Raw genomic sequence first — 20,392 nt, 5'->3', positions numbered from 1 at the left:
GGGGACGGGACGCGGCGGACACGATGGTCCTTGTCGTCTCCCCCAGCCGCTCCCGGAGGACCCATGCCCGGCACCCGTACCGCCGCCGTCGCCACCGCTCTCGTCGCCGCCCTGTGCGCGGGACCGCTCGTCGTCCCCTCGTTCGCCGCGTCGGGTACGGCGAAGGTGACCGCCGAGCGGGACGGCCTCGACCGTCCGGCGCTGCGCGCGGCCGTCGCCGGTCTGCCGCACGCCGACGCGACGGCCGCGCTGGTCCGGGTCGGCGGTGAGCACGGTGTGTGGCGCGCGGGCGCGGGTGTCCGCGATCTGGCGACCGGGCGGGACGCGATCCGGGACGGACGGTTCCGCGCGGGGTCGACCACCAAGGTCGTCACGAGCGCGCTGGTCCTCCAGCTCGCCGCCGAGGGCCGCGTCGACCTGGACGCCCCGGTCCAGGACTATCTCCCCGGCCTGCTGACACCGGAGTTCAAGCCGGTCGCGGTACGGCAACTGCTCAATTGCACCAGCGGTATCCGGTCGGCCTGGGCGGAGTCACCCTGGGACGAGCTGTACGCGGGACGGCTGGACACCGTCGACCACCGCAAGGTGGTGGCGGCGGCCGTCGCCCAGGGCCCGGCGCACGATCCGGGTGAGGTCCAGCTGTACTCGAACATCCACTACACGATCCTCGGCATGCTGATCGAGAAGGTGACGGGCCGCGATTACGCGCGGGAGGCGCAGCGGCGGATCTTCCGTCCGCTCGGGATGGACGACACGTACTTCCCCGGCGCCGATCCGCGGATACGCGGCCCGCACAACCGCGGCTACCAGAAGGTGCGGCAGCCGGACGGGACCGCCGAGTACGTCGATGTGACGCGCTGGAACCAGTACGACCGCTTCGCCGCCGGGGACATGATCTCCACCACGGCCGATCTGGAACGGCTGCTGACCGCCCTGTTCAAGGGGAAGGTCGTCCCGCGACCGCAGCTGGAGGAGATGTTCACCGTCCCGGACGTGCCGAACTCGCTGGACCCGGCCAGGGCGGGCAGGGCGTCCATGGGCGCGGGCCTCCAGCGGTACGTCACCGCGGGCGGTACGGAGGTGTGGCTGAAGACCGGCGGCCGGTACGGGTACCACACACTCGTCGCCGGGACCAGGGATCTGTCGCGGACGCTGGTGTACTCGATCGGGTCGACGGACGCGAAGGGCGAGGGGATGAACCGGGTCGGGGAGGGGCTGGCCGTGGCCGTCTTCGGCAGGTGACCCGTCGCGGTGGGCGGGGGCGGCCGGGCGGCGCGTGACGCGTGGTCCGGCGCGGGCCCCTGTCCGTCGTACCGGTGGGCCGGGGGACGGCGATGGACGGGGTGTCCGTCGCCGTCCCCCGGGCTCCTACGGAGCGCTGCGGCCCCTGGATCACCGAAGTGCGGGCGGTCAGCCCTCGATCGACGTCATCACGTGCTTGATGCGCGTGTAGTCGTCGAAGCCGTACCCGGAGAGGTCCTTGCCGTAGCCGGACTTCTTGAAGCCGCCGTGCGGCATCTCGGCGACCAGCGGGATGTGGGTGTTGATCCACACACAGCCGAAGTCGAGGACCTTGGACATCCGCATGGCACGGGCGTGGTCCTTGGTCCATACGGAGGAGGCCAGGGCGTAGTCGACGCCGTTGGCGTAGCCGATGGCCTGGGCCTCGTCGGTGAACGACTGGACGGTGATGACGGGGCCGAAGACCTCGTTCTGGATGATCTCGTCGTCCTGCCGAAGGCCGGAGACCACGGTCGGGGCGTAGAAGTAGCCCTTGTCCCCGACGCGTTCGCCGCCCGTCTCGACCTTGGCGTGGGCGGGCAGCCGCTCGATGAACCCGGAGACCTGCTTCAGCTGGGCCGGGTTGTTGAGCGGGCCGTAGAGCACGTCCTCGTCGTCGGGCTGTCCGGTCCTGATCTCGGACGCGGCCTTGGCGAGGGCCTCGACGAACTCGTCGTGGATGGACTCCTGGACGAGGACGCGGGTGGCCGCCGTACAGTCCTGGCCGGCGTTGAAGAAGCCCGCGGTGGAGATGTCCTCGACGGCCTTGGCGATGTCGGTGTCCTCGAAGACCACGACCGGCGCCTTGCCGCCCAGCTCCAGATGGACGCGTTTGAGGTCCTTGGCGGCGGACTCGGCGACGGACATGCCGGCGCGTACCGAGCCGGTGATGGAGGCCATCGCCGGGGTCGGGTGCTCGACCATCGCGCGGCCGGTGTCACGGTCGCCGCAGACGACGTTGAAGACGCCCTTGGGCACGATCGCGCCGATGATCTCCGCGAGCAGCACCGTGGAGGCGGGCGTGGTGTCGGAGGGCTTGAGGACGACGGTGTTGCCCGCGGCGAGGGCCGGGGCGAACTTCCACACGGCCATCATCATCGGGTAGTTCCAGGGGGCGACCTGGGCGCAGACACCGATGGGCTCACGGCGGACGATGGAGGTGAGGCCCTCCATGTACTCACCGGCCGAGCGGCCTTCGAGCATCCGGGCGGCGCCCGCGAAGAAACGGATCTGGTCGACCATCGGCGGGATCTCTTCGCTGCGGGTCAGCCCGATCGGCTTGCCGGTGTTCTCGACCTCGGCGGCGATGAGTTCCTCGGCGCGCTCCTCGACCGCGTCGGCGATCTTCAGCAGGGCCCGCTGCCGCTCGCTGGGCGTGAGGTCGCGCCAGGCGGGGAAGGCGGTCGCGGCGGCGGTCATGGCGGCGTCGACGTCCGCCGCGCCGGACAGCGGGGCGCTCGCGTACGGCTCGCCGGTGGCGGGGTTGACCACCTCGGTGGTCCGTCCGTCGGCGGCGTCCCGGAACTCTCCGTCGATGTAGTTGCGCAGACGACGCAGCTCGGTGCTCACTGCCAGGCCCTCCAGTCAGCTGGGGTGGGTGTCTCGGTGGGTGAGACACCCACCGAGAGCCGATGCTAGCCATGGACTGACGCTTTCAACATAGCTAGGCATGGATGACTACGAAATCCGTGCAGAAAGAAGCCTTCGACAACGAATTACATCGCTTTGGTCTTGCGAAAGCGCCGAGACGTCGTGCACAGTGAGGTCGTGGCCAGTCGTAGCGCAGACCCCAGGGACTCCCGGAACGGGAACGGCTCTCCCCAGCTTGACGCCGTCTCCCTCGCCATCATCGAACAGCTTCAGCAGGACGGCCGCAGGCCGTACGCGGCGATAGGCAAGGCGGTCGGCCTGTCGGAAGCCGCCGTACGCCAGCGCGTCCAGAAGCTGCTCGACCAGGGCGTGATGCAGATCGTCGCCGTCACGGACCCGCTCACCGTGGGTTTCCGCAGGCAGGCGATGGTCGGGATCAACGTCGAGGGCGATCTGGACCCGGTGGCCGACGCCCTGACCGCGATGCCGGAGGTCGAGTACGTGGTGATGACCGCGGGCTCGTTCGACCTCCTGGTGGAAGTCGTCTGCGAGGACGACGACCACCTCCTCGAAGTGATCAACAAACGCATCCGGGCCCTGTCCGGGGTGCGCTCCACCGAGAGCTTCGTCTATCTGAAGCTCAAGAAGCAGACCTATATGTGGGGAACCCGATAGCCGTGAGCAAGGACCTCAGCAGAACCGCGTACGACCACCTCTGGATGCACTTCACGCGCATGTCGTCGTACGAGAACGCGCCCGTCCCCACCATCGTGCGGGGCGAGGGCACCTACATCTTCGACGACAAGGGCAAGCGCTACCTGGACGGTCTCGCGGGTCTGTTCGTCGTCCAGGCCGGGCACGGCCGCACGGAGCTGGCGGAGACCGCCTTCAAGCAGGCACAGGAACTGGCCTTCTTCCCCGTGTGGTCCTACGCCCACCCCAAGGCGATCGAGCTGGCGGAGCGCATCGCGCACCACGCGCCGGGCGACCTCAACAAGGTCTTCTTCACCACCGGCGGCGGCGAGGCGGTCGAGACCGCCTGGAAGCTCGCCAAGCAGTACTTCAAGCTCCAGGGCAAGCCCACCAAGTACAAGGTGATCTCCCGCGCGGTCGCCTATCACGGCACCCCGCAGGGCGCCCTGTCCATCACCGGCCTGCCCGCCCTGAAGGCCCCGTTCGAGCCGCTGGTACCGGGCGCGCACAAGGTCCCCAACACCAACATCTACCGGGCGCCCCTCTTCGGCGACGACCCGGAGACGTTCGGCCGCTGGGCCGCCGACCAGATCGAGCAGCAGATCCTGTTCGAGGGCCCCGACACCGTCGCCGCGGTGTTCCTGGAGCCCGTCCAGAACGCCGGCGGCTGCTTCCCGCCGCCGCCCGGCTACTTCCAGCGGGTCCGCGAGATCTGCGACCAGTACGACGTACTGCTCGTCTCCGACGAGGTCATCTGTGCCTTCGGCCGCCTCGGCACGATGTTCGGCTGCGAGAAGTTCGGCTACGTACCGGACATGATCACCTGCGCCAAGGGCATGACCTCGGGCTACTCCCCGATCGGCGCCTGCATCGTCTCGGACCGGCTCGCCGAGCCGTTCTACAAGGGCGACAACACCTTCCTGCACGGCTACACCTTCGGCGGCCACCCGGTCTCCGCCGCCGTGGCCCTCGCCAACCTCGACCTGTTCGAGCGCGAGAACCTCAACCAGCACGTCCTGGACAACGAGAGCGCGTTCCTCAGCACGCTCCAGAAGCTCCACGACCTGCCGATCGTCGGAGACGTCCGCGGCAGCGGCTACTTCTACGGCATCGAGCTGGTGAAGGACAAGCACACCAAGGAGTCCTTCAACGACGAGGAGTCCGAGCGCATCCTGTACGGCCATGTCTCGAAGAAGCTGTTCGAGAACGGTCTGTACTGCCGCGCCGACGACCGCGGCGACCCGGTCATCCAGCTCTCCCCGCCGCTGACCGCCGACCAGTCGACGTTCGACGAGATCGAGCAGATCGTCCGCGGAGTCCTCCAGGAGGCATGGACCCTGCTCTGACCGGCGGCCTGCCGAACGGGACGCTCCCTTAGTCCCTCCAGCTGTACGTCCACGGCCCGGACGCACCCTTCCGAGTGAGAAGGGGGCGTCCGGGCCGTGTGCTTTCCCGGGAGTCCGAGCGCTCCTGCCTACGGTGCCCAGTGACCGATCGGCCCAGGCTTCGTTCCCCCGTACGGGGGAAGCGGAACTGAACTGAACCGAGGTGTTCACCATGACGGCCCCGCCGGACAACGATGTGCTGTGGGCACGGGCCCTGCACTTCTCGCACCACGGCTCGCCCGGACTCACGGGTGTCTCCCTCGGTGTGCGCGAGGGCGAGATCCTCGCCGTCAGCGGCCCGCGCGGCAGCGGCAAGTCCACCCTGCTGCGGCTGCTGTCCGGGCAGCTGCTGCCCGAGCCCGGCGGCGAGGTGTGGTTCGACAGCACCCCCGTGCACTCCATGAGCGCCCTCGCCCGGGAACGGCTGCGCCGCGACCGGTTCGGCTGGATCGAACCACGGCCCGGTCTGGTCCCCGAACTCAGCGCCTGGGAGAACGTCGCCCTGCCGCTGATGCTCGCCGGGGCGCCCCGCCGCGAGGCGAAGGCCGCCGCGCTGGAATGGCTGGCCCGCCTCGACATCGCCGCCCTCGCCCGCAAACGGCCGCACGCCCTGCTCCAGGCCCAGCGCCAGCGGATCGCGTTCGCACGGGCCCTGGTCGGGACCCCGGCGGTGCTGTTCGCCGACGAACCCACCGCCCCGCTGCACCTCGCCGACCGCGCCCATGTCCTGCGGACCCTGACCACCGCGGCCCGCTCGCACGGCATCGCCGTGGTGCTCGCCACCCACGACCCGGACACCACCGCCCTCGCGGACCGTACGGTGTCCCTGCTCGACGGCCGCCTCGTCACCACCGTCCACCTCCCCGGCGGAGGGACGGCCCAGGTGCCGGACGACGACCCGGACCCGGGTACGGACCACGGCACGGGCGGCGACCCGGACCACGGCACGGAAGGCCGGGCCGCGTGCTCGCTCTCCGTCTAGCGCGCGGCGCCCGCCCCTCCGTCCAGGCCCGCAGGCTCCTGGTCACGGTCGCGTCCGCGGGCACCGGATTCCTGCTGCTGTGCACCTTCGGCTACGCCCTCGGGCACCCCGGGGCCGCGTTCGGCTCCTCCCTGCGGCTCGCCTGGTGCGCCGCCCCGCTCGCCGCCACCGTGTACCTCGCGGTGGCCGTCGCCCGCACCGATCCGGCGACCCGGCCCCGGCCCGGACTCTCCGCGGTGGGCCTCGGCCCCGGCCGCCGCTCCGTCCTCGCCGCGGTGTCCACGGCCGCCGCCTGCGCCCTCGGCTCACTGATCGCGCTGACCGTCTTCCTCCATCTGCGCGGTGACCTCGGCGCACTGCCCCTCGGCGGGGCGGCCGGCGCGCTGCTCGCCGCCGACCAGGACCTGCCGTTCGCCGCCACCCTCACCCTGCTCACCCTCGTACCCGTGACCGCGTCCGTCACGGCCGCCCTCCTGCTGCGCCCACGCCCCGGGCGTCCCGCCGCCACCGGCCGGCCCGGGAGCCGCGCCGCGACCCGTGACCCGGGCGACGACACCGACCCCGACCGGCCCCTGCTGCCCTCGGCGACACCCACCGGGCTGCCCTGGGGCGTGGCGCTGCTCGCGGCGGGCCTCGCCGTGGAGTCGTACGCGAGCCGGTCGGACGCCGCGCTCGGGCTACGGCTGCCGGGCGGACTGGCGAGCGGCCCGCTGGGCGTCCTCGTGGGATGGGCCTGCACGGCGGTCGGGCTCGCGCTGGCGGGTCCCGCCCTGGTCCACGGCTGCGGCCGCGCCCTTCAGGCCGTACGGCCGGGGGCGGTACGGCTGCTGGCGGGCCGGGTCCTCCAGCAGGAGGCCCGGCGCATCGGCCGTCCCCTCGGGGTGGTGTGCGCGGTGGTGTCGGGCGCGTTCGCCGCCGCGGCGCTTTACACGGGCTCCGAGCCCGACACCGGGCCGCTGAGCGCGCTCGGCGCGGTGCTCGTGGTGGGGTGCGCGCTCGCCGCGCTCGTCCTCGCGGCGGTCGAGGCGAAGCACGCCCGGTCGCAGACCACGGCGGCGCTGCTGCGGCTGGGCGCGCCCGCGGTCGTGCTGCGGGCCGCGGTCGCGTTGCGGGCCGCGGCCCTGTGCGCGCTGTTCGCTCCGCTGACGTGGGGGATCGCGGAGCTGGCCGCCGCGCCGTTGGGCCGCTGATCCCCGTCCGGGGAGGTTCGCCAGTGCCCGTCGCCTTCGCTTGCGCTTCTGAGGTCTGCCCGGGTGGGCGTACTTCGTTCCTGTGCCGTCGCTCGGTGGGTGCGCAGTTCCCCGCGGGTCGCCTTCGCTTGCGCTTCCGAGGTCTGCCCGGGTGGGCGTACTTCGTTCCTGCGCCGTCGCTCGGTGGGTGCGCAGTTCCCCGCGCCCCTGGGGTCCCACACCTGGACGTAAGTGTTGCTGCGTCGTCGCTCCGTGGGTGCGCAGTTCCCCGCGCCCCTGGGGTCCCACACCTGGACGTAAGTGTTGCTGCGCCGTCGCTCCGTGGGTGCGCAGTTCCCCGCGCCCCTGGGGTCCCACACCTGGGCGCAATTGTTGCTGTGCCGTCGCTCCGTGGGTTCTGCGCAGTTCCCCGCGCCCCTGATGGGGCGCCCCCTGCGCAGTTGTTCGGCTGATGGGGCGTCCCTTGTGTTAGCCGCGTTAGCCGTTCTGCTGCGGGTGGCTTGATCCGACGGGGCTCAGGGAGTCGTGTTGTCCGGTTTGGTGTGGAGGATCTCGCGGGCCTGGTCCGCGGCGCGGGCGATGCTCTCGGCGACGAAGTCGACGAAGCGGGCGATGTTCTCCAGGCGGGCGGCGGCCGGGGTGTCGGGGCCGAGGACGCCGACGCCCTGCCGGGCGACCTCGCCGAGGTGGGCGGTCGATCGGGCGCCGGCCATCGTGGACTGGTACATGACGTCGTTGTCGACGATGTAGCGCTCGCGGCGGCGCTCGTCACGTTCCCGGCGGATGAGGCCCTGGCTTTCGAGGAACGTGACCGCTTTGGAGACGGACGCCGGGCTGATCCGCAGGCCCGCGGCGAGTTCGGCGGCGGTGAGGCTGCCGGCGTCCGTGGTGTAGAGGTTGACCAGCACCCGCGCCGTCATCTTGGGCAGGCCCGATTGCATGAAGACGGTCGTGAACGTCTCCTCGTACGCGCGGACGGCTTCGGCATCGCGCCCGTGGGCCTGCGGCGACGTGCCGGGATCCCCGGGCGCGGCCTTCCTGCGGCGATGGGCGCGGTGTTCGGTGGCGCGGTGGGCGAGTTCGGCACGGTAGGCGCCGGGGCCGCCGTTGCGCATCACCTCACGCGTGATCGTCGAGGTCGGACGGCCGAGACGCCTGGCGATCTCCGCGTAGGCGAGCCCGTCGGCCAGCCCCAGCGCGATCTGCTGACGTTCCTGCTGAGTAAGTCTGCCTCCAGGCATCGCGATCCCCTTCGTGGTCTGTCGATGCCTCCAGGGTAGCGTTCACCCGCAATCCATTGCAACGACCCGAGAGAGATTCATTGCATTAGATTCCAAATCATTGCAACGAAAACACCACTCTCACCTGCATGAACAACACTTCTACGCAACGAGTCACTTGCCGCTTCCGGAAAGGCAACGTAGCTTTTCCCTCATCGGAAACAACGAGCCGAAGGAAGACATCATGCAGAAGTTCGACACCCCCGCCCCCGTGACCGCCGTCCTCACCATCCCCGCCGGCCGCGTCCGCTTCATCGCCGCCGACCGGTCCGACACCACGGTCGAGGTCCTCCCCGCGAACGCCGCCAAGAGCCGCGACGTGCAGGCGGCGGAGCAGACCGAGGTCGCGTACGACGACGGTGTCCTGCGGATCAAGGCCCCGGAGGCGAAGAACCAGATCCTCGGCTCTTCCGGGTCCGTCGAGGTGACCGTCCAGCTTCCCGCCGGCTCCCGCGTCGAGGGAAAGGCGGCCCTCGTCGAGTTCCGGGGCGTCGGACGGCTCGGCGACGTCTCCTTCGAGGGCGCGCAGGGCTCGGTCAAGCTCGACGAGGCCGCGAGCGCCCGGCTGAGCCTCCAGTCCGGCGATGTCTCGGTCGGCCGTCTGGGCGGCTCCGCGGAGATCAGCACCCAGAAGGGCGACCTCCGTATCACCGAGGCCGTGCGCGGCGCGGTCACGCTGCGCACCGAGTCCGGCGAGATCTCGGTCGGCGCCGCACGCGGGGTCTCCGCGTCGCTGAACGCCGACACCTCCTACGGCCGGATCGACAACGCGCTGAGGAACACCGACGGTGCCGACGCCGCCCTGACCATCCACGCGACCACCGCCTACGGCGACATCAGCGCCCGGAGCCTGTAAGAGGAGCGCCTCCGCGGCGGTTCGGTCGGGAACCACCCTCCCGGCGCGGTCGCCCGGCTACGGGAGGGGGTGGGCGGGAATCTCTGCCCGCAGACTCCGACGCCACCGGTACGGCAAGGACATGTCGTACCGAGCGCGTTGGAGCGAGGACGGAGAATCCCGACCGGCACCGACCCGAAGAACAAACAGAACGCGCCCCAAAGGGGCGCGGGGAACTGCGCAAAGACGAGAACCGCCCCGCACCCGAAGAGCGACCCGAAGGGGCAGCATCCAGGGGCGCGGGGAACTGCGCAAACCCACCGAGCGACGGCACAGGAACAAGTACGCCCGCACAGGAAACAAAGGCGACCCACCAGCCAGGACCGGCCAGGTCACACGCGGCCCGCGTACTCCCAGAAGTCCCGCATGACCGCCGGAGGACGCGGTCCGGTCATCGCGACCTGGGTGAGCAGGATCCCGACCGCCCCCGTCGCGGGCACGACATGCGCGGTCGTCCCGGTACCGCCGGACCAGCCGTACCGCCCGGGGACGTTCCACGGTTCGACCGCGAGGACGTCCACGGTGCCGCCGTACCCCCAGCCCTGGCCCTCCAGGAAGAGGGCGCCCTCCGAGCGCTGCGCGGCGGTGAGGTGGTCCGTGCGCATCGTGCGTACCGAGACGGGGTCCAGCACCCGGAGGCCGTCGTCCGCGACCCCTCCCGCGAGCAGCATCCGGCAGAAGGCCCACCAGTCGTCGAGGGTGGAGACCAGTCCGCCCGCTCCGGACGGGAAGGCGGGTGGACGGCTCCACAGCCCGTCCCGCGCGTCCTTCAGTACGAGCCCACCGGCTTCGGCGGGTTCGTAGAAGCTGGTGAACCGGTCGAGCTTCGCGGGCGGTACATGGAACGCGGTGTCGGTCATCCCGAGCGGTTCGAACAGCCGCTCCGCCAGGTATTCGGGGAGCGGACAACCGGCGGCCCGGGCCACGAGGACGCCCTGGATGTCGGAGCTGGTGTGGTACAGCCAGGTCGTCCCGGGCTGGGCGAGCAGGGGGATGCGGGCGAGCCGGGCCGGCCATTCGTCGGGCGTCAGCACCATGTCGGGGTGGGGCAGGCCCTGGTACAGCTCGGTGATCAGCGGGGTGACCGCGGGCAGGGTGAAGTCCGACGGGAAGCCCCATCCGGCCCGCGAGCTCAGCAGGTCCTCGACGGTGATCGGCCGTTCGGCCGGCACCACGTCCTCCAGCGGACCGCGCTGGTCCCGGACGACGGCCGGGGAGGCCAGTTCCGGCAGCCAGGTGCCGACCGGGTCGTCGGGCGCCAGCTTCCCGTCCTCGATCAGGGTCATGACCGCGGCGGCGGTGACCAGCTTGCTGAGCGAGGCGATCCGGAAGAGGCTGTCCCGCGCCATCGGGGCGGTGCCCTCGGTGTCGGCCGTACCGGCCACCGCGATCTCGGTCCGGCCGCCGCGTGCCACCAGGGCGACGGCTCCCGGCACCGAGCCCTCGGCCACCCGGGCTTCCAGCAACGCGCTCAGTGGGGACGTGGACTCCGGCATACGCGCGGTCCTCTCACTCGTCGGTCGGGGTCCGCGGCTCGGCCCCCATCTCACCGTAAGGACTCGAAGCCCGGCCCGAACTGATCGCCGCTGGCGTATCCACGCCAGTCGCGGCGGACCGGTGCCGGGTCGCGTGGACACGGGACCGTCGCGCGGGTCAGCCGAAGGTGGCGACGTCCAGCCAGAGGTCCAGGAGGGCGCGGTCGCCGGTGACCGTGACCCGGCCGTCGTCCAGCGGGCGGCGGCGGTAGAAGGCGAGCAGCACATCGGTGAGCGGTCCGCTCAGCTCGACCGTGGCGGAACCGCTGCCCCGCCGCCAGCGGAACCCGTCGTCCTCGAAGGTGATGAGCCAGTGGGCGTCGAGGCCGTCCGGCGCGTCCGTGGCCCGCAGCAGCAGGCTCCGGCCGGAGCCACTCAGTTCGGGTGCCCGTTCGGCCTGCTCGCTGCGCTGGATGAAGTGGACGATCTCCAGCCACTCGTCGAGCGCGTCCGCCGCCACCTCCGGGCGGACCTCGAACGGCAGTCCCGCCGCGAGGGTCGCGTCCGCGCGGTGCACGACCAGTTCATGGGTCATCCGGCGGGCCCAGAACCCGGCCGTCCGCTCCCAGCCCCACGTCCATACGGGGGTGTCCGGTCCGGCGCCCCCGAGGGCGTCCGCCAACTCGGCGGCGGTCTGCGCCAGCCAGGCGTCAAGGGCTTCGACGGTGGACCCGGCGGGTCCCGCGGCCCCGGGGACCGTCTCCTCGGGGATGTTCTCCTGAGCCCGCTCCCGCACCAGATGTGTGGCCCAGCGGACGGCGCCGCCGGTGTGCCGCACCAGGTCGTCGAGGGTCCAGTCGGGGCAGGTCGGCACCTGGCGCGTCAGATCGGCGCCCGAGGCGAGCACCAGCCGCAACCGGTCGATCTCCCGGACGATCTCCTCGCGGTGGCGGACGTATCCGAGCCCCGTCGCGGGGACATCCAGGTTCTGCTCATCACTCGAACTGATCATGCGGGGCACCCTACGCACCCGTCCCCCCGGGACCCAGCGGTTTACCCGAGGACGGGGAGTCGCGCGGATTCCGTACGGCTCACCCGAGGACGACCGTCTCCGTCACCTCGAACGTCACACCGACCCGCCCGCCCTGCTCGGGCGCGTCCCGCAGTCCGCACGCGGCCTCCAGCTCGGGCCCCGACTCCGGCTGGAGGCGTACCGCGACATGCGTCCCCCGGAAGGTCCGCGCCGTGACCACGCACGCCAGCCCCGCGTCGGGGGCGACCAGCCGGACCCCGGCGGGCCGCACCAGCAGCGGGCGCCGACCCGCCGCCGTCCCCTCCGGTACGGGCACCTTGCCCCAGGGGGTGTCGGCCCACGGGCCGCTCACCGTCGCGGGGACGATGTTCCCGAAGCCGAGGAAGCGGGCCACGAACTCGTCCGCCGGGCGCTGCCACACGGCGAGCGGTGTCCCGCTCTGGGCGACCCGTCCGTCCCGCATGACGACGACCCTGTCGGCCAGCGCGAACGCCTCGCCCTGGTCGTGCGTGACCGCCAGTACCGTGGTGCCCAGCGCGGTGAACAGGTCCCGCAGCTCCACCACCAGACGCTCCCGCAGGGTCCGGTCGAGCTGCCCGAGGGGCTCGTCCAGCAGCAGCAGCCGGGGACTCGGCGCCAGCGCGCGGGCGAGCGCCACCCGCTGCTGCTCACCCCCGGACAGCGAGGCCACCGCCCGGTGTGCGGCACCCGGCAGCCCCACCAGGGACAGCAGCTCCGCCACCCGGGCGTCCCGCTCGGCGCGCCCCGCCCCCCGCACCCGCGGCCCGAACGCGACGTTCCCGCCGACATCGCGGTGTGCGAAGAGCTGATGGTCCTGGAACATCAGGCCCACCCCCCGGCGGTGCGCGGGCACCCCCGACTGGTCGCGGCCCCCGAGCAGCACCTGTCCGGCGTCCAGCTCCTGGAGTCCCGCGACCACCCGCAGCAGGGTCGACTTGCCGCTGCCGCTGGGGCCGAGGACGCACACGATCTCGTGCTCGGCGACATCCAGGGTGACGGAGTCGAGCGCGGCCCGGTCGCCGAAGCGGACGGTCGCCTCCGCGAGCCGCAGCGCGGACGCCGCCTCACTCGCCACCGCCGGGTCGCCGTCGGTGCGGTCGGTCCGGTCGGTCATCAGAATTCTCCCGCTTGGTCGGTCCGGAGCCGTTCCAGGACGAGCAGCGACACGGCGCACACCACCATCAGCAGCGTCGACAGGGCCATGGCCTGGCCGTAGTTGAGTTCCCCGGCGCGGCCGAGGAGCCGGGCGACGGCGACGGGCAGCGTCGGCTCGTCGGGCCGCGCGATGAACACCGTCGCGCCGAACTCCCCGAGCGACACCGCGAACGCGAACCCCGCCGCGATCAGCAGCGCCCGCCGTACCAGCGGCAGATCGACCTCGCGCCAGGCACGCCACGGGGACGCCCCCAGCACGGCGGCGGCCTCCCGCAGCCGTTCGTCGACCGACCGCAGCACCGGCAGCATCGTCCGCACCACGAACGGCACCCCGACGAGGGCCTGGGCGAGGGGCACCAGCCACCAGGAGGCCCGCAGATCCAGCGGCGGCTCGTCGAGGGTGATCAGGAAGCCGAAGCCGACGGTGACCGCGGACACCCCGAGCGGCAGCATCAGCAGCGCGTCGAACCCGCGCACCAGCCGTCCGGCGCGCCGGGTCAGGGCCGCCGCCGCGAGTCCGCCGACGACCAGCGCGATGGCGGTGGCGGCGAGCGCGTACAGCAGGGAGTTGCCGATGGCGTTGATCGGCGGCACCAGGAACGCGCCGCCCTCGGCGGAGGTCAGAGCGCGGTAGTAGGTGAGGGTGAGGCCGCCGTCGGCGTCCTGGAACGAGCGGGCGACGAGGACGGCGAGCGGCAGCAGGATCAGGGCGGCGACCGTCGCGAGGACCCCGGCGAGCAGCGCCCACTGCCCGGGGCCGCGCGGACGGCGCGCGGTGGTCGCGGCGTCGACCAGCCGCAGGGCGTCCTGCCTGCGCCGCACCGTCCAGGCGTGGACCAGCAGGATCAGTACGACGGCCGCGAACTGTACGAGGGTGAGCACCGCGGCGGCGGAGAGGTCGAAGATCTGCGAGGTCTGCCGGTAGATCTCCACCTCCAGCGTGGAGTACGCGGGTCCGCCGAGGATCTGGACGACACCGAAGGAGGTGAAGGTGAAGAGGAAGACCATCAGGGTGGCCCCCGCGACGGCGGGCCGCAGCGCGGGCAGGGTGACCCGCCGCCAGGCGGTGAACCGGGACGCGCCGAGGACCCGGGCGGCCTCCTCCTGCCGCGGGTCGAGCTGCGCCCACAGCCCGCCGACGGTACGGACCACGACGGCGTAGTTGAAGAAGACGTGGGCGAGCAGGATCGCCCACACGGTGGTGTCGAGCCGGACGCCCGCCGTCTCGTCCAGCAGTCCGCCCCGGCCGAGGAGTGCGAGGAACGCCGATCCGGCGACGACCGTGGGCAGCACGAACGGCACGGTCACCACGGCCCGCAGCACCTGCTTGCCGGGGAACGAGAACCGGGCGAAGACATACGCGCCGGGCAGCGCGATCAGCAGGGTGAGGGCGGTCGAAGCGAGCGCCTGCCAGGTGGTGAACCAGAGCACCTCACGGATCTCGGGCTGGGCCAGCACCTCACCGATACGCCCGAGTTCCCAGGCTCCGGCGGGCCGCAGCCCGCGCGCGACGATCGCGGTGACGGGGTAGGCGAAGAACACCGCGAAGAACACGACGGGCAGGGCCATCAGCCCGAACCGCAGGGCGCTCCCCCGGCGCCGGGCCCGCCGGGAGGCGGGGCCCGGGCGCACGCCGCGACGGGGCCCGGGGCGCTCGGCCCCGGCCCCGCCGCCGCCGTCCTCGACGGGGGCGTGCCGGTCGTCGGCTACTTCACTACGAGCGAGGTCCACTGCTTGACCCACTGGTCGCGGTTGTCGGCGATGCGCTGCGGGTCCATCGTCAGCGGCGCGTCGACCTTCACGGCGTACTTGGCGAAGTCGGCCGGGGGCTTCACGTCCTTGTGGACCGGGTCGACGAACATGTTCAGCGGCATGTCCTCCTGGAAGGCCTTCTCACTGAGGAAGTCCAGCAGCGCCTTGCCGCCCTCGGGGTTCTTGGCGCCCGCGAGCAGGCCCGCGTACTCCGCCTGCTGGAAGCAGGTGCCCTTGGCCACCCCGGTCGGCGCCTCGGCGGGCTTGGGGTCGGAGTAGATCGCCTCGACGGGCGGCGAGGACGCGTACGACACGACGAGCGGACGGTCGCCGCCCGCCTTCTTGCCGCCCGCGGAGCCGGAGAACTCCTCGTTGTACGCCTGGTCCCAGCCGTCGACGACCTTGACGCCGTTGTCCTTGAGCTTCTTCCAGTAGTCGGGCCACTCCACGTTGCCCTCCTGGGCGACGGTGCCTATCAGGAAGCCGAGGCCGGGCGAGGAGGTGGCGGGGTTCTCGACCACGAGGAGGTTCTTGTACTCGGGCTTCACCAGGTCGGCGAAGGTCTCCGGCGGGGTGATGTCCTTGTCGGCGAAGTACTTCTTGTCGTAGTTGACGCAGATCTCGCCGGTGTCGACCAGGGTGACGCGGTCCTTCTTGTCGAGCAGGGGCCGCTTGGCCAGCAGGACGCTGTCGGCGCCGTGCGCCTCGTAGACCTCGAAGAGGTCGTTGTCGAGGCCGCGGGACAGCAGGGTGTTGTCGATGCCGAAGAAGACGTCGCCCTGCGGGTTGCCCTTGGTGAGGATGGCCTTGTTGACGGCGACGCCCGCGTCCCCGTCCTCCAGGACCTTCAGCTTGTACCCGGACTCCGCCTCGAACTCCTCCAGGACCTTCTCGGAGGCGGCGAAGGAGCTGTGGCTGACGAGGGTGACCGTCTTGGAACCGCTGCCGTGCGAGTCGCCGCTGGAGCTCTCGGCGCACGCGGAGAGCGTGACGATACCGAGTCCGGCCGCGACGGCCGCTGCGGTGACCTTCTTGGTGGTGCTCACGTGGTTCTTCCTCCTGGGGGCGGACCAGGAAGAGACGCGGCCCTGTCCGCGCACCCGGACGGGGTGCGCGGACAGGGCGCAACAGCTTGAGTGGTGACCGAACTTCCTACCCGGAATGACCCGGGCGAGGTTCAGAGGGTCTGCGGCCCACCGGTGACCCGGCTGCCGCACTCTCAGCGCTGTGGCGCTCCCCTGTCGGAAAAATGCAGTTGTCTGTGTACGGGTGTGTCGGTGTACGGACCCTATGCGGGTGTACGGCCCAAGCGTACCGGTCTAACGTTCGGACGCCGCCAGCTGTCCACAGGCGCCGTCGATCTCCTGGCCCCGGGTGTCGCGGACGGTGACCGGCACGCCGTGCGCGGCGATGGCTTCCACGAACGCCTTCTCGTCCTCGGGACGGGACGCCGTCCACTTCGAGCCCGGTGTCGGGTTCAGCGGGATGAGGTTGACGTGCACCCGCTTCCCCTTGAGCAGCCGGCCGAGGCGGTCACCGCGCCACGCCTGGTCGTTGATGTCGCGGATCAGCGCGTACTCGATGGAGATCCGGCGGCCCGACTTCTCCGCGTACTCCCAGCCCGCGTCCAGCACCTCGCGGACGTTCCAGCGGGTGTTGACCGGGACGAGCGTGTCGCGCAGTTCGTCGTCGGGGGCGTGCAGGGAGATCGCGAGACGGCATGTGAAGCCCTCGTCGGCGAACCGGTGGATCGCGGGGACGAGACCGACCGTGGACACCGTGATCCCGCGCTGCGACAGCCCGAGGCCGTCCGGCTCGGGGTCGGTGAGCCGGCGGATCGCCCCGACGACGCGGTTGTAGTTGGCCAGCGGCTCTCCCATGCCCATGAACACGATGTTCGACAGCCGGGCGGGGCCACCGGGGATCTCCCCGTCCCGCAGGGCCCGGACGCCGTCCACGATCTGGTGCACGATCTCCGCCGTGGACAGATTGCGGTCGAGACCGGCCTGGCCGGTGGCGCAGAACGGGCAGTTCATCCCGCATCCGGCCTGGGAGCTGATGCACATCGTGACCCGGTCGGGGTAGCGCATCAGGACGGACTCGACGAGGGTGCCGTCGAAGAGGCGCCACAGCGTCTTACGGGTGGTGTCGTCGTCACAGCTGATGTGCCGCACCACCGACATCAGGTCCGGGAGGAGCGCCTCCTGGAGCTTGTCGCGCGCTCCGGCGGGGATGTCGGTCCACTGCGCGGGGTCATGGGCGTACCGCGCGAAGTAGTGCTGCGACAGCTGCTTGGCGCGGAACGGCTTCTCGCCGATCGCGGCGACGGCGTCCTTGCGCTCGGCGGGCGAGAGGTCGGCGAGGTGCCGCGGGGGCTTCTTGGCTCCGCGCGGGGTGACGAAAGTGAGTTCTCCGGGCTTGGGCATGGTGCATCCAGTGTCGCAGAGAAACGGTGAGGGGTCGGCCGCCCTGTGGACAACCGACCCCTCAGCAAGCTTTCCGCAGGTCAGACGTGCTGCGTGCGAACCGTTCCGTCAGCCTTGTCCGACGAAGACCACCAGCAGCAGCCAGACCACCGGGGCGGTCGGCAGGAGCGAGTCCAGCCGGTCCATGATGCCGCCGTGGCCCGGCAGCAGGGTGCCCATGTCCTTGATGCCGAGGTCCCGCTTGATCATCGACTCGCCGAGGTCGCCGAGCGTGGCACTCACGGCGACCGCGAGGCCCAGCAGCAGCCCCTGCCACCAGGTGCCGCCGTCGATGAGGAACTCCATGCACAGGGCGCCCGCGGCCATCGCGAACCCGATCGCCCCGAACAGGCCCTCCCGGGTCTTGCCGGGGCTGATGCGCGGGGCGAGCTTGTGCCTGCCGAAGCGCCAGCCGACCGCGTAGGCACCGGTGTCGCTGACCACGGTGAGCACGAGGAACGTCAGGACCCGCCAGTCACCGTCGTCCGCGGTGAGCATCAGCGCCACGAACGTCGCCAGGAACGGTACGTAGAACGCGGCGAAGACCCCCGCCGTGACGTCCTTCAGATAGCCGTCGGGCGGTTCGGTCATCCGCCACACGAGCACGGCCAGCGCGGTGAGCGCCGTCGCCACCCACGCGCCCTCGGGCCCGCGCGCGTACCCGGCGACGACCATGGCGGCGCCACCGACGGCGAGCGGCACGAGCGGGGCGTTGATGCCCTTGCGCTCCTTGAGCCGTGACGTCAGTTCCCACAGCCCGAAGACGACGGCGACGGCGACGACACCGACGAAGACCGCCTTCTGCACGAACAGCGAGGCGACGATCACCGCCCCGAGGCCCACCCCGACACCTATGGCCGCGCCCAGATCACGTCCCGCGGTCTTCTTCTGCGGTACGGGGGCCGGTTCCGGGACGATGGGCATGGGCTCCTGTGGCATCTGCGGCGCCGTGGGGTGCGTGGCCCGCCGCGGGCTCTGACCGCCCGGGGCTTGATACGGGGAGCCACCCGGCGAAGCGGCTCCCCAGCCGTCCGGTTCCCCGCCGCTCGCGGGCACACCGGGCACGATCGGCATGGGCTGTGTCTCTCCTGGACGCACGAGGTCTAGCGCATCGTACGCAGGAGCGGCCGGTGCCGCTTCGTGACGCGGCCCGGGAGTGGCGGGACGCGTGCCGGGGACGGTGACCGGGAGCGGGGCCCGCAGTTCGCCGGTGTACGGCTGCGCGGGCGCGCCGTACCCGGGGGCGGCCGGTGCCTGGCCCGGTACGGCCGGATACGGGACGCCGGGTCCGGGCGGGGCGGGAGCGAAGCCCTGGCCGGGGTCGTGGACGGACGGGGCCGGCGGATGAGCGGCGCGGCCCGGGGCAGGGTGGTACCCCTGGGCGACGGTGTGCCCGAAGGCAGCACCGTGACCCGGGGCGGGACCGCGGTCCTGAGTCGGCCCGTGGCCGGACCCGTCGGCGGGTCCCTGGTCGGTCGGGAGCCCCGGCCCGGCGTATCCGGCCCGCGAGGGCGCTCCCCAGGAAGAGTCGTTCATCAGACTTCGAGCAGCTCGGCTTCCTTGTGCTTCAGCAGCTCGTCCACCTGGGCGACGTACTTCGTGGTGGTGTCGTCCAGCTCCTTCTCGCCGCGGCGGCCGTCGTCCTCGCCGACCTCGCCGTCCTTGACGAGCTTGTCGATGGAGTCCTTGGCCTTGCGGCGCACGGCGCGGATCGAGACCTTGGAGTCCTCGGCCTTGCTCTTGGCGACCTTGATGTAGTCGCGGCGGCGCTCCTCGGTGAGCTCGGGGAACGTCACCCGGATGATGTTGCCGTCGTTGCTCGGGTTGACGCCGAGGTCGGAGTCCCGGATCGCCTGCTCGATGTTGCGCAGCGCGCTCTTGTCGAACGGGGTCACGATGGCCATGCGCGGCTCGGGCACCGAGAACGAGGCGAGCTGGTTGATCGGTGTCAGCGCGCCGTAGTAGTCCGCCACGATCTTGTTGAACATCGCCGGGTGCGCACGGCCGGTGCGGATCGCGGCGAAGTCCTCCTTGGCGACGACGACGGCCTTCTCCATCTTCTCCTCGGCTTCGAGGAGGGTCTCTTCGATCACCAGTTGCTCCTGCGTGTCTTGAGTAGGCCCGGCCCCGGTGGGGGTGCCGGCCGCGTCGCGTCTGTCCCCTGCACGGTGTACGACCGGCAGGGCTTTGTCCATCCCCTGTCGGGGCCCCGGCGGGGGACCCGACTGGCGGGGCCGACCGGGGTGATGGCCGGGCGGGTCAGGCCCGGGCGCCCTGGTCGCCCACCAGCGTGCCGATCTTCTCACCCCGGACCGCCCGGGCGATATTGCCCTCCACGAGCAGCTCGAAGACGAGGATGGCCAGCTTGTTGTCACGGCACAGGGTGATCGCGGTGGCGTCGGCGACCTTCAGGTCACGGGTGATGACCTCGCCGTAGCCGAGGGAGTCGAACTTGACCGCGTCCGGGTTGGTCTTGGGGTCGGAGTCGTAGACCCCGTCCACACCGTTCTTGCCCATCAGCAGCGCCTGCGCGTCGATCTCCAGGGCACGCTGGGCAGCGGTGGTGTCGGTGGAGAAGTAGGGCATGCCCATACCGGCGCCGAAGATGACGACGCGGCCCTTCTCCAGGTGCCGTACGGCCCGCAGCGGGATGTACGGCTCGGCGACCTGGCCCATGGTGATGGCGGTCTGGACCCGGGAGTCGATGCCTTCCTTCTCCAGGAAGTCCTGGAGGGCGAGGCAGTTCATCACGGTGCCGAGCATGCCCATGTAGTCGGAACGGGCCCGGTCCATACCGCGCTGCTGGAGTTCGGCGCCCCGGAAGAAGTTGCCGCCGCCGATGACGACGGCGATCTCGAAGCCGTCACGCACGACGGCCGCGATCTCCCGGGCGATCTTGTGCACCACGTCGGGGTCGACACCGAGACCCCCGCCGCCGGCGAACGCCTCACCGGAAAGCTTGAGCATAAACCGCCCGGCGACCGTGCCGTCATCGCTCTTCGCGCTCTTCGCGCCCTTCTCACCGGTACCGGCCTTGGTGGTCATAGCGTTCTCCTCGTGGTGCACATACGAAGAAGGCCACTGCCGATGGGGTGTCGATGGCATCCCATGCGCGGCAATGGCCTCCTCGTCAGATCTGCGGTGGTCCGTCGCGTACGCGGTCGGTACGCGAGCGACCGCTGTAGACCCTAGCGG

Annotated in this window: 17 protein-coding genes; 6 read left to right on the top strand and 11 right to left on the bottom strand. The window is 71.3% G+C overall.

Annotated features, from left to right (window positions below):
- Positions 1-63 precede the first annotated feature (63 nt).
- Positions 64-1,242, top strand: a complete 1,179-nt coding sequence (locus AB852_RS29920) for a serine hydrolase domain-containing protein (RefSeq protein WP_073793348.1) — start codon at positions 64-66, stop codon at positions 1,240-1,242.
- Positions 1,243-1,410: 168 nt separating this feature from the next.
- On the opposite strand, the gene AB852_RS29915 is transcribed toward AB852_RS29920, so the two are convergent.
- Positions 1,411-2,850: a gamma-aminobutyraldehyde dehydrogenase gene (locus AB852_RS29915; RefSeq protein ID WP_073793347.1), complete on the bottom strand. Its 1,440-nt coding sequence runs from the start codon at positions 2,848-2,850 to the stop codon at positions 1,411-1,413.
- Positions 2,851-3,033: 183 nt separating this feature from the next.
- Between AB852_RS29915 and AB852_RS29910 the strand changes: the two genes are divergently transcribed.
- The 4 genes from AB852_RS29910 (at position 3,034) to AB852_RS29895 (ending at position 7,121) form a co-directional block, all read left to right on the top strand.
- Positions 3,034-3,546 carry an Lrp/AsnC family transcriptional regulator gene (locus tag AB852_RS29910; RefSeq protein WP_073793346.1) on the top strand — a complete coding sequence of 171 codons (513 nt, stop codon included), beginning with the start codon at positions 3,034-3,036 and terminating at the stop codon, positions 3,544-3,546.
- The gene (locus AB852_RS29905; RefSeq protein ID WP_073793345.1) at positions 3,531-4,910 is read left to right on the top strand and encodes an aspartate aminotransferase family protein; all 1,380 of its coding nucleotides are present in this window, start codon (positions 3,531-3,533) and stop codon (positions 4,908-4,910) included. Before AB852_RS29910 ends, AB852_RS29905 begins: the two co-directional genes overlap by 16 nt.
- 211 nt (positions 4,911-5,121) lie before the next feature.
- The gene (locus AB852_RS29900) at positions 5,122-5,931 is read left to right on the top strand and encodes an ABC transporter ATP-binding protein (RefSeq protein WP_073793427.1); all 810 of its coding nucleotides are present in this window, start codon (positions 5,122-5,124) and stop codon (positions 5,929-5,931) included.
- Positions 5,913-7,121, top strand: a complete 1,209-nt coding sequence (locus AB852_RS29895) for a hypothetical protein (RefSeq protein WP_073793344.1) — start codon at positions 5,913-5,915, stop codon at positions 7,119-7,121. The genes AB852_RS29900 and AB852_RS29895 overlap by 19 nt, the downstream gene beginning before the upstream one ends.
- 515 nt (positions 7,122-7,636) lie before the next feature.
- Here the strand turns inward: AB852_RS29895 and AB852_RS29890 are convergent.
- The gene (locus AB852_RS29890) at positions 7,637-8,362 is read right to left on the bottom strand and encodes a MarR family transcriptional regulator (RefSeq protein WP_073793343.1); all 726 of its coding nucleotides are present in this window, start codon (positions 8,360-8,362) and stop codon (positions 7,637-7,639) included.
- Between the two features lie 223 nt (positions 8,363-8,585).
- On the opposite strand from AB852_RS29890, the gene AB852_RS29885 reads away from it, so the two are divergent.
- Positions 8,586-9,257 carry a DUF4097 family beta strand repeat-containing protein gene (locus AB852_RS29885; protein WP_073793342.1) on the top strand — a complete coding sequence of 224 codons (672 nt, stop codon included), beginning with the start codon at positions 8,586-8,588 and terminating at the stop codon, positions 9,255-9,257.
- 371 nt (positions 9,258-9,628) lie between these two features.
- On the opposite strand, the gene AB852_RS29880 is transcribed toward AB852_RS29885, so the two are convergent.
- The 9 genes from AB852_RS29880 to pyrH all read right to left on the bottom strand — a co-directional run bounded on the left by AB852_RS29880 (position 9,629) and on the right by pyrH (position 20,242).
- Positions 9,629-10,792: a serine hydrolase domain-containing protein gene (locus AB852_RS29880; protein ID WP_073793341.1), complete on the bottom strand. Its 1,164-nt coding sequence runs from the start codon at positions 10,790-10,792 to the stop codon at positions 9,629-9,631.
- A gap of 157 nt (positions 10,793-10,949) precedes the next feature.
- Positions 10,950-11,783, bottom strand: coding sequence for a maleylpyruvate isomerase family mycothiol-dependent enzyme (locus tag AB852_RS29875; RefSeq protein WP_073793340.1), 834 nt, complete (start codon positions 11,781-11,783; stop codon positions 10,950-10,952).
- Positions 11,784-11,862: 79 nt separating this feature from the next.
- Positions 11,863-12,939 carry an ABC transporter ATP-binding protein gene (locus tag AB852_RS29870; RefSeq protein ID WP_079185013.1) on the bottom strand — a complete coding sequence of 359 codons (1,077 nt, stop codon included), beginning with the start codon at positions 12,937-12,939 and terminating at the stop codon, positions 11,863-11,865.
- Positions 12,939-14,549 carry an ABC transporter permease gene (locus tag AB852_RS29865; protein ID WP_079185012.1) on the bottom strand — a complete coding sequence of 537 codons (1,611 nt, stop codon included), beginning with the start codon at positions 14,547-14,549 and terminating at the stop codon, positions 12,939-12,941. The genes AB852_RS29870 and AB852_RS29865 overlap by 1 nt, the downstream gene beginning before the upstream one ends.
- A 137-nt stretch (positions 14,550-14,686) precedes the next feature.
- On the bottom strand, positions 14,687-15,778 hold the full coding sequence (locus tag AB852_RS29860) for a thiamine ABC transporter substrate-binding protein (protein WP_073793338.1): 1,092 nt from the start codon (positions 15,776-15,778) through the stop codon (positions 14,687-14,689).
- 273 nt (positions 15,779-16,051) lie between these two features.
- Positions 16,052-17,158 (bottom strand): dual-specificity RNA methyltransferase RlmN, encoded by a 1,107-nt coding sequence (gene rlmN / locus AB852_RS29855; RefSeq protein ID WP_073793337.1) that lies wholly within the window; start codon positions 17,156-17,158, stop codon positions 16,052-16,054.
- Between the two features lie 108 nt (positions 17,159-17,266).
- Positions 17,267-18,400, bottom strand: coding sequence for a phosphatidate cytidylyltransferase (locus AB852_RS29850; protein WP_073793425.1), 1,134 nt, complete (start codon positions 18,398-18,400; stop codon positions 17,267-17,269).
- 332 nt (positions 18,401-18,732) lie between these two features.
- On the bottom strand, positions 18,733-19,290 hold the full coding sequence (gene frr / locus AB852_RS29845) for a ribosome recycling factor (RefSeq protein WP_073793336.1): 558 nt from the start codon (positions 19,288-19,290) through the stop codon (positions 18,733-18,735).
- A 166-nt stretch (positions 19,291-19,456) separates the two neighbouring features.
- Entirely contained in the window at positions 19,457-20,242 is a 786-nt protein-coding gene (gene pyrH, locus AB852_RS29840) for a UMP kinase (protein ID WP_073793335.1), read from the bottom strand.
- Between the last annotated feature and the right edge of the window lie 150 nt (positions 20,243-20,392).

This window comes from Streptomyces uncialis, assembly GCF_001905345.1.
GTDB lineage: Bacteria > Actinomycetota > Actinomycetes > Streptomycetales > Streptomycetaceae > Streptomyces > Streptomyces uncialis.
Note: the sequence above shows the minus strand (reverse complement) of the source record. Positions and strands in the feature narration are given on the sequence as shown.

Bases quoted from the DNA above. Each gene is read 5' to 3' on its own strand.
- AB852_RS29920 (WP_073793348.1), top strand. From the start codon at position 64: ATGCCCGGCACCCGTACCGCCGCCGTCGCCACCGCTCTCGTCGCCGCC.
- AB852_RS29900 (WP_073793427.1), top strand. From the start codon at position 5,122: ATGACGGCCCCGCCGGACAACGATGTGCTGTGGGCACGGGCCCTGCAC.
- AB852_RS29890 (WP_073793343.1), bottom strand. From the start codon at position 8,362: ATGCCTGGAGGCAGACTTACTCAGCAGGAACGTCAGCAGATCGCGCTG.
- AB852_RS29885 (WP_073793342.1), top strand. From the start codon at position 8,586: ATGCAGAAGTTCGACACCCCCGCCCCCGTGACCGCCGTCCTCACCATC.
- AB852_RS29880 (WP_073793341.1), bottom strand. From the start codon at position 10,792: ATGCCGGAGTCCACGTCCCCACTGAGCGCGTTGCTGGAAGCCCGGGTG.
- AB852_RS29875 (WP_073793340.1), bottom strand. From the start codon at position 11,783: ATGATCAGTTCGAGTGATGAGCAGAACCTGGATGTCCCCGCGACGGGG.
- AB852_RS29870 (WP_079185013.1), bottom strand. From the start codon at position 12,939: ATGACCGACCGGACCGACCGCACCGACGGCGACCCGGCGGTGGCGAGT.
- AB852_RS29865 (WP_079185012.1), bottom strand. From the start codon at position 14,549: ATGGCCCTGCCCGTCGTGTTCTTCGCGGTGTTCTTCGCCTACCCCGTC.
- rlmN (WP_073793337.1), bottom strand. From the start codon at position 17,158: ATGCCCAAGCCCGGAGAACTCACTTTCGTCACCCCGCGCGGAGCCAAG.
- pyrH (WP_073793335.1), bottom strand. From the start codon at position 20,242: ATGACCACCAAGGCCGGTACCGGTGAGAAGGGCGCGAAGAGCGCGAAG.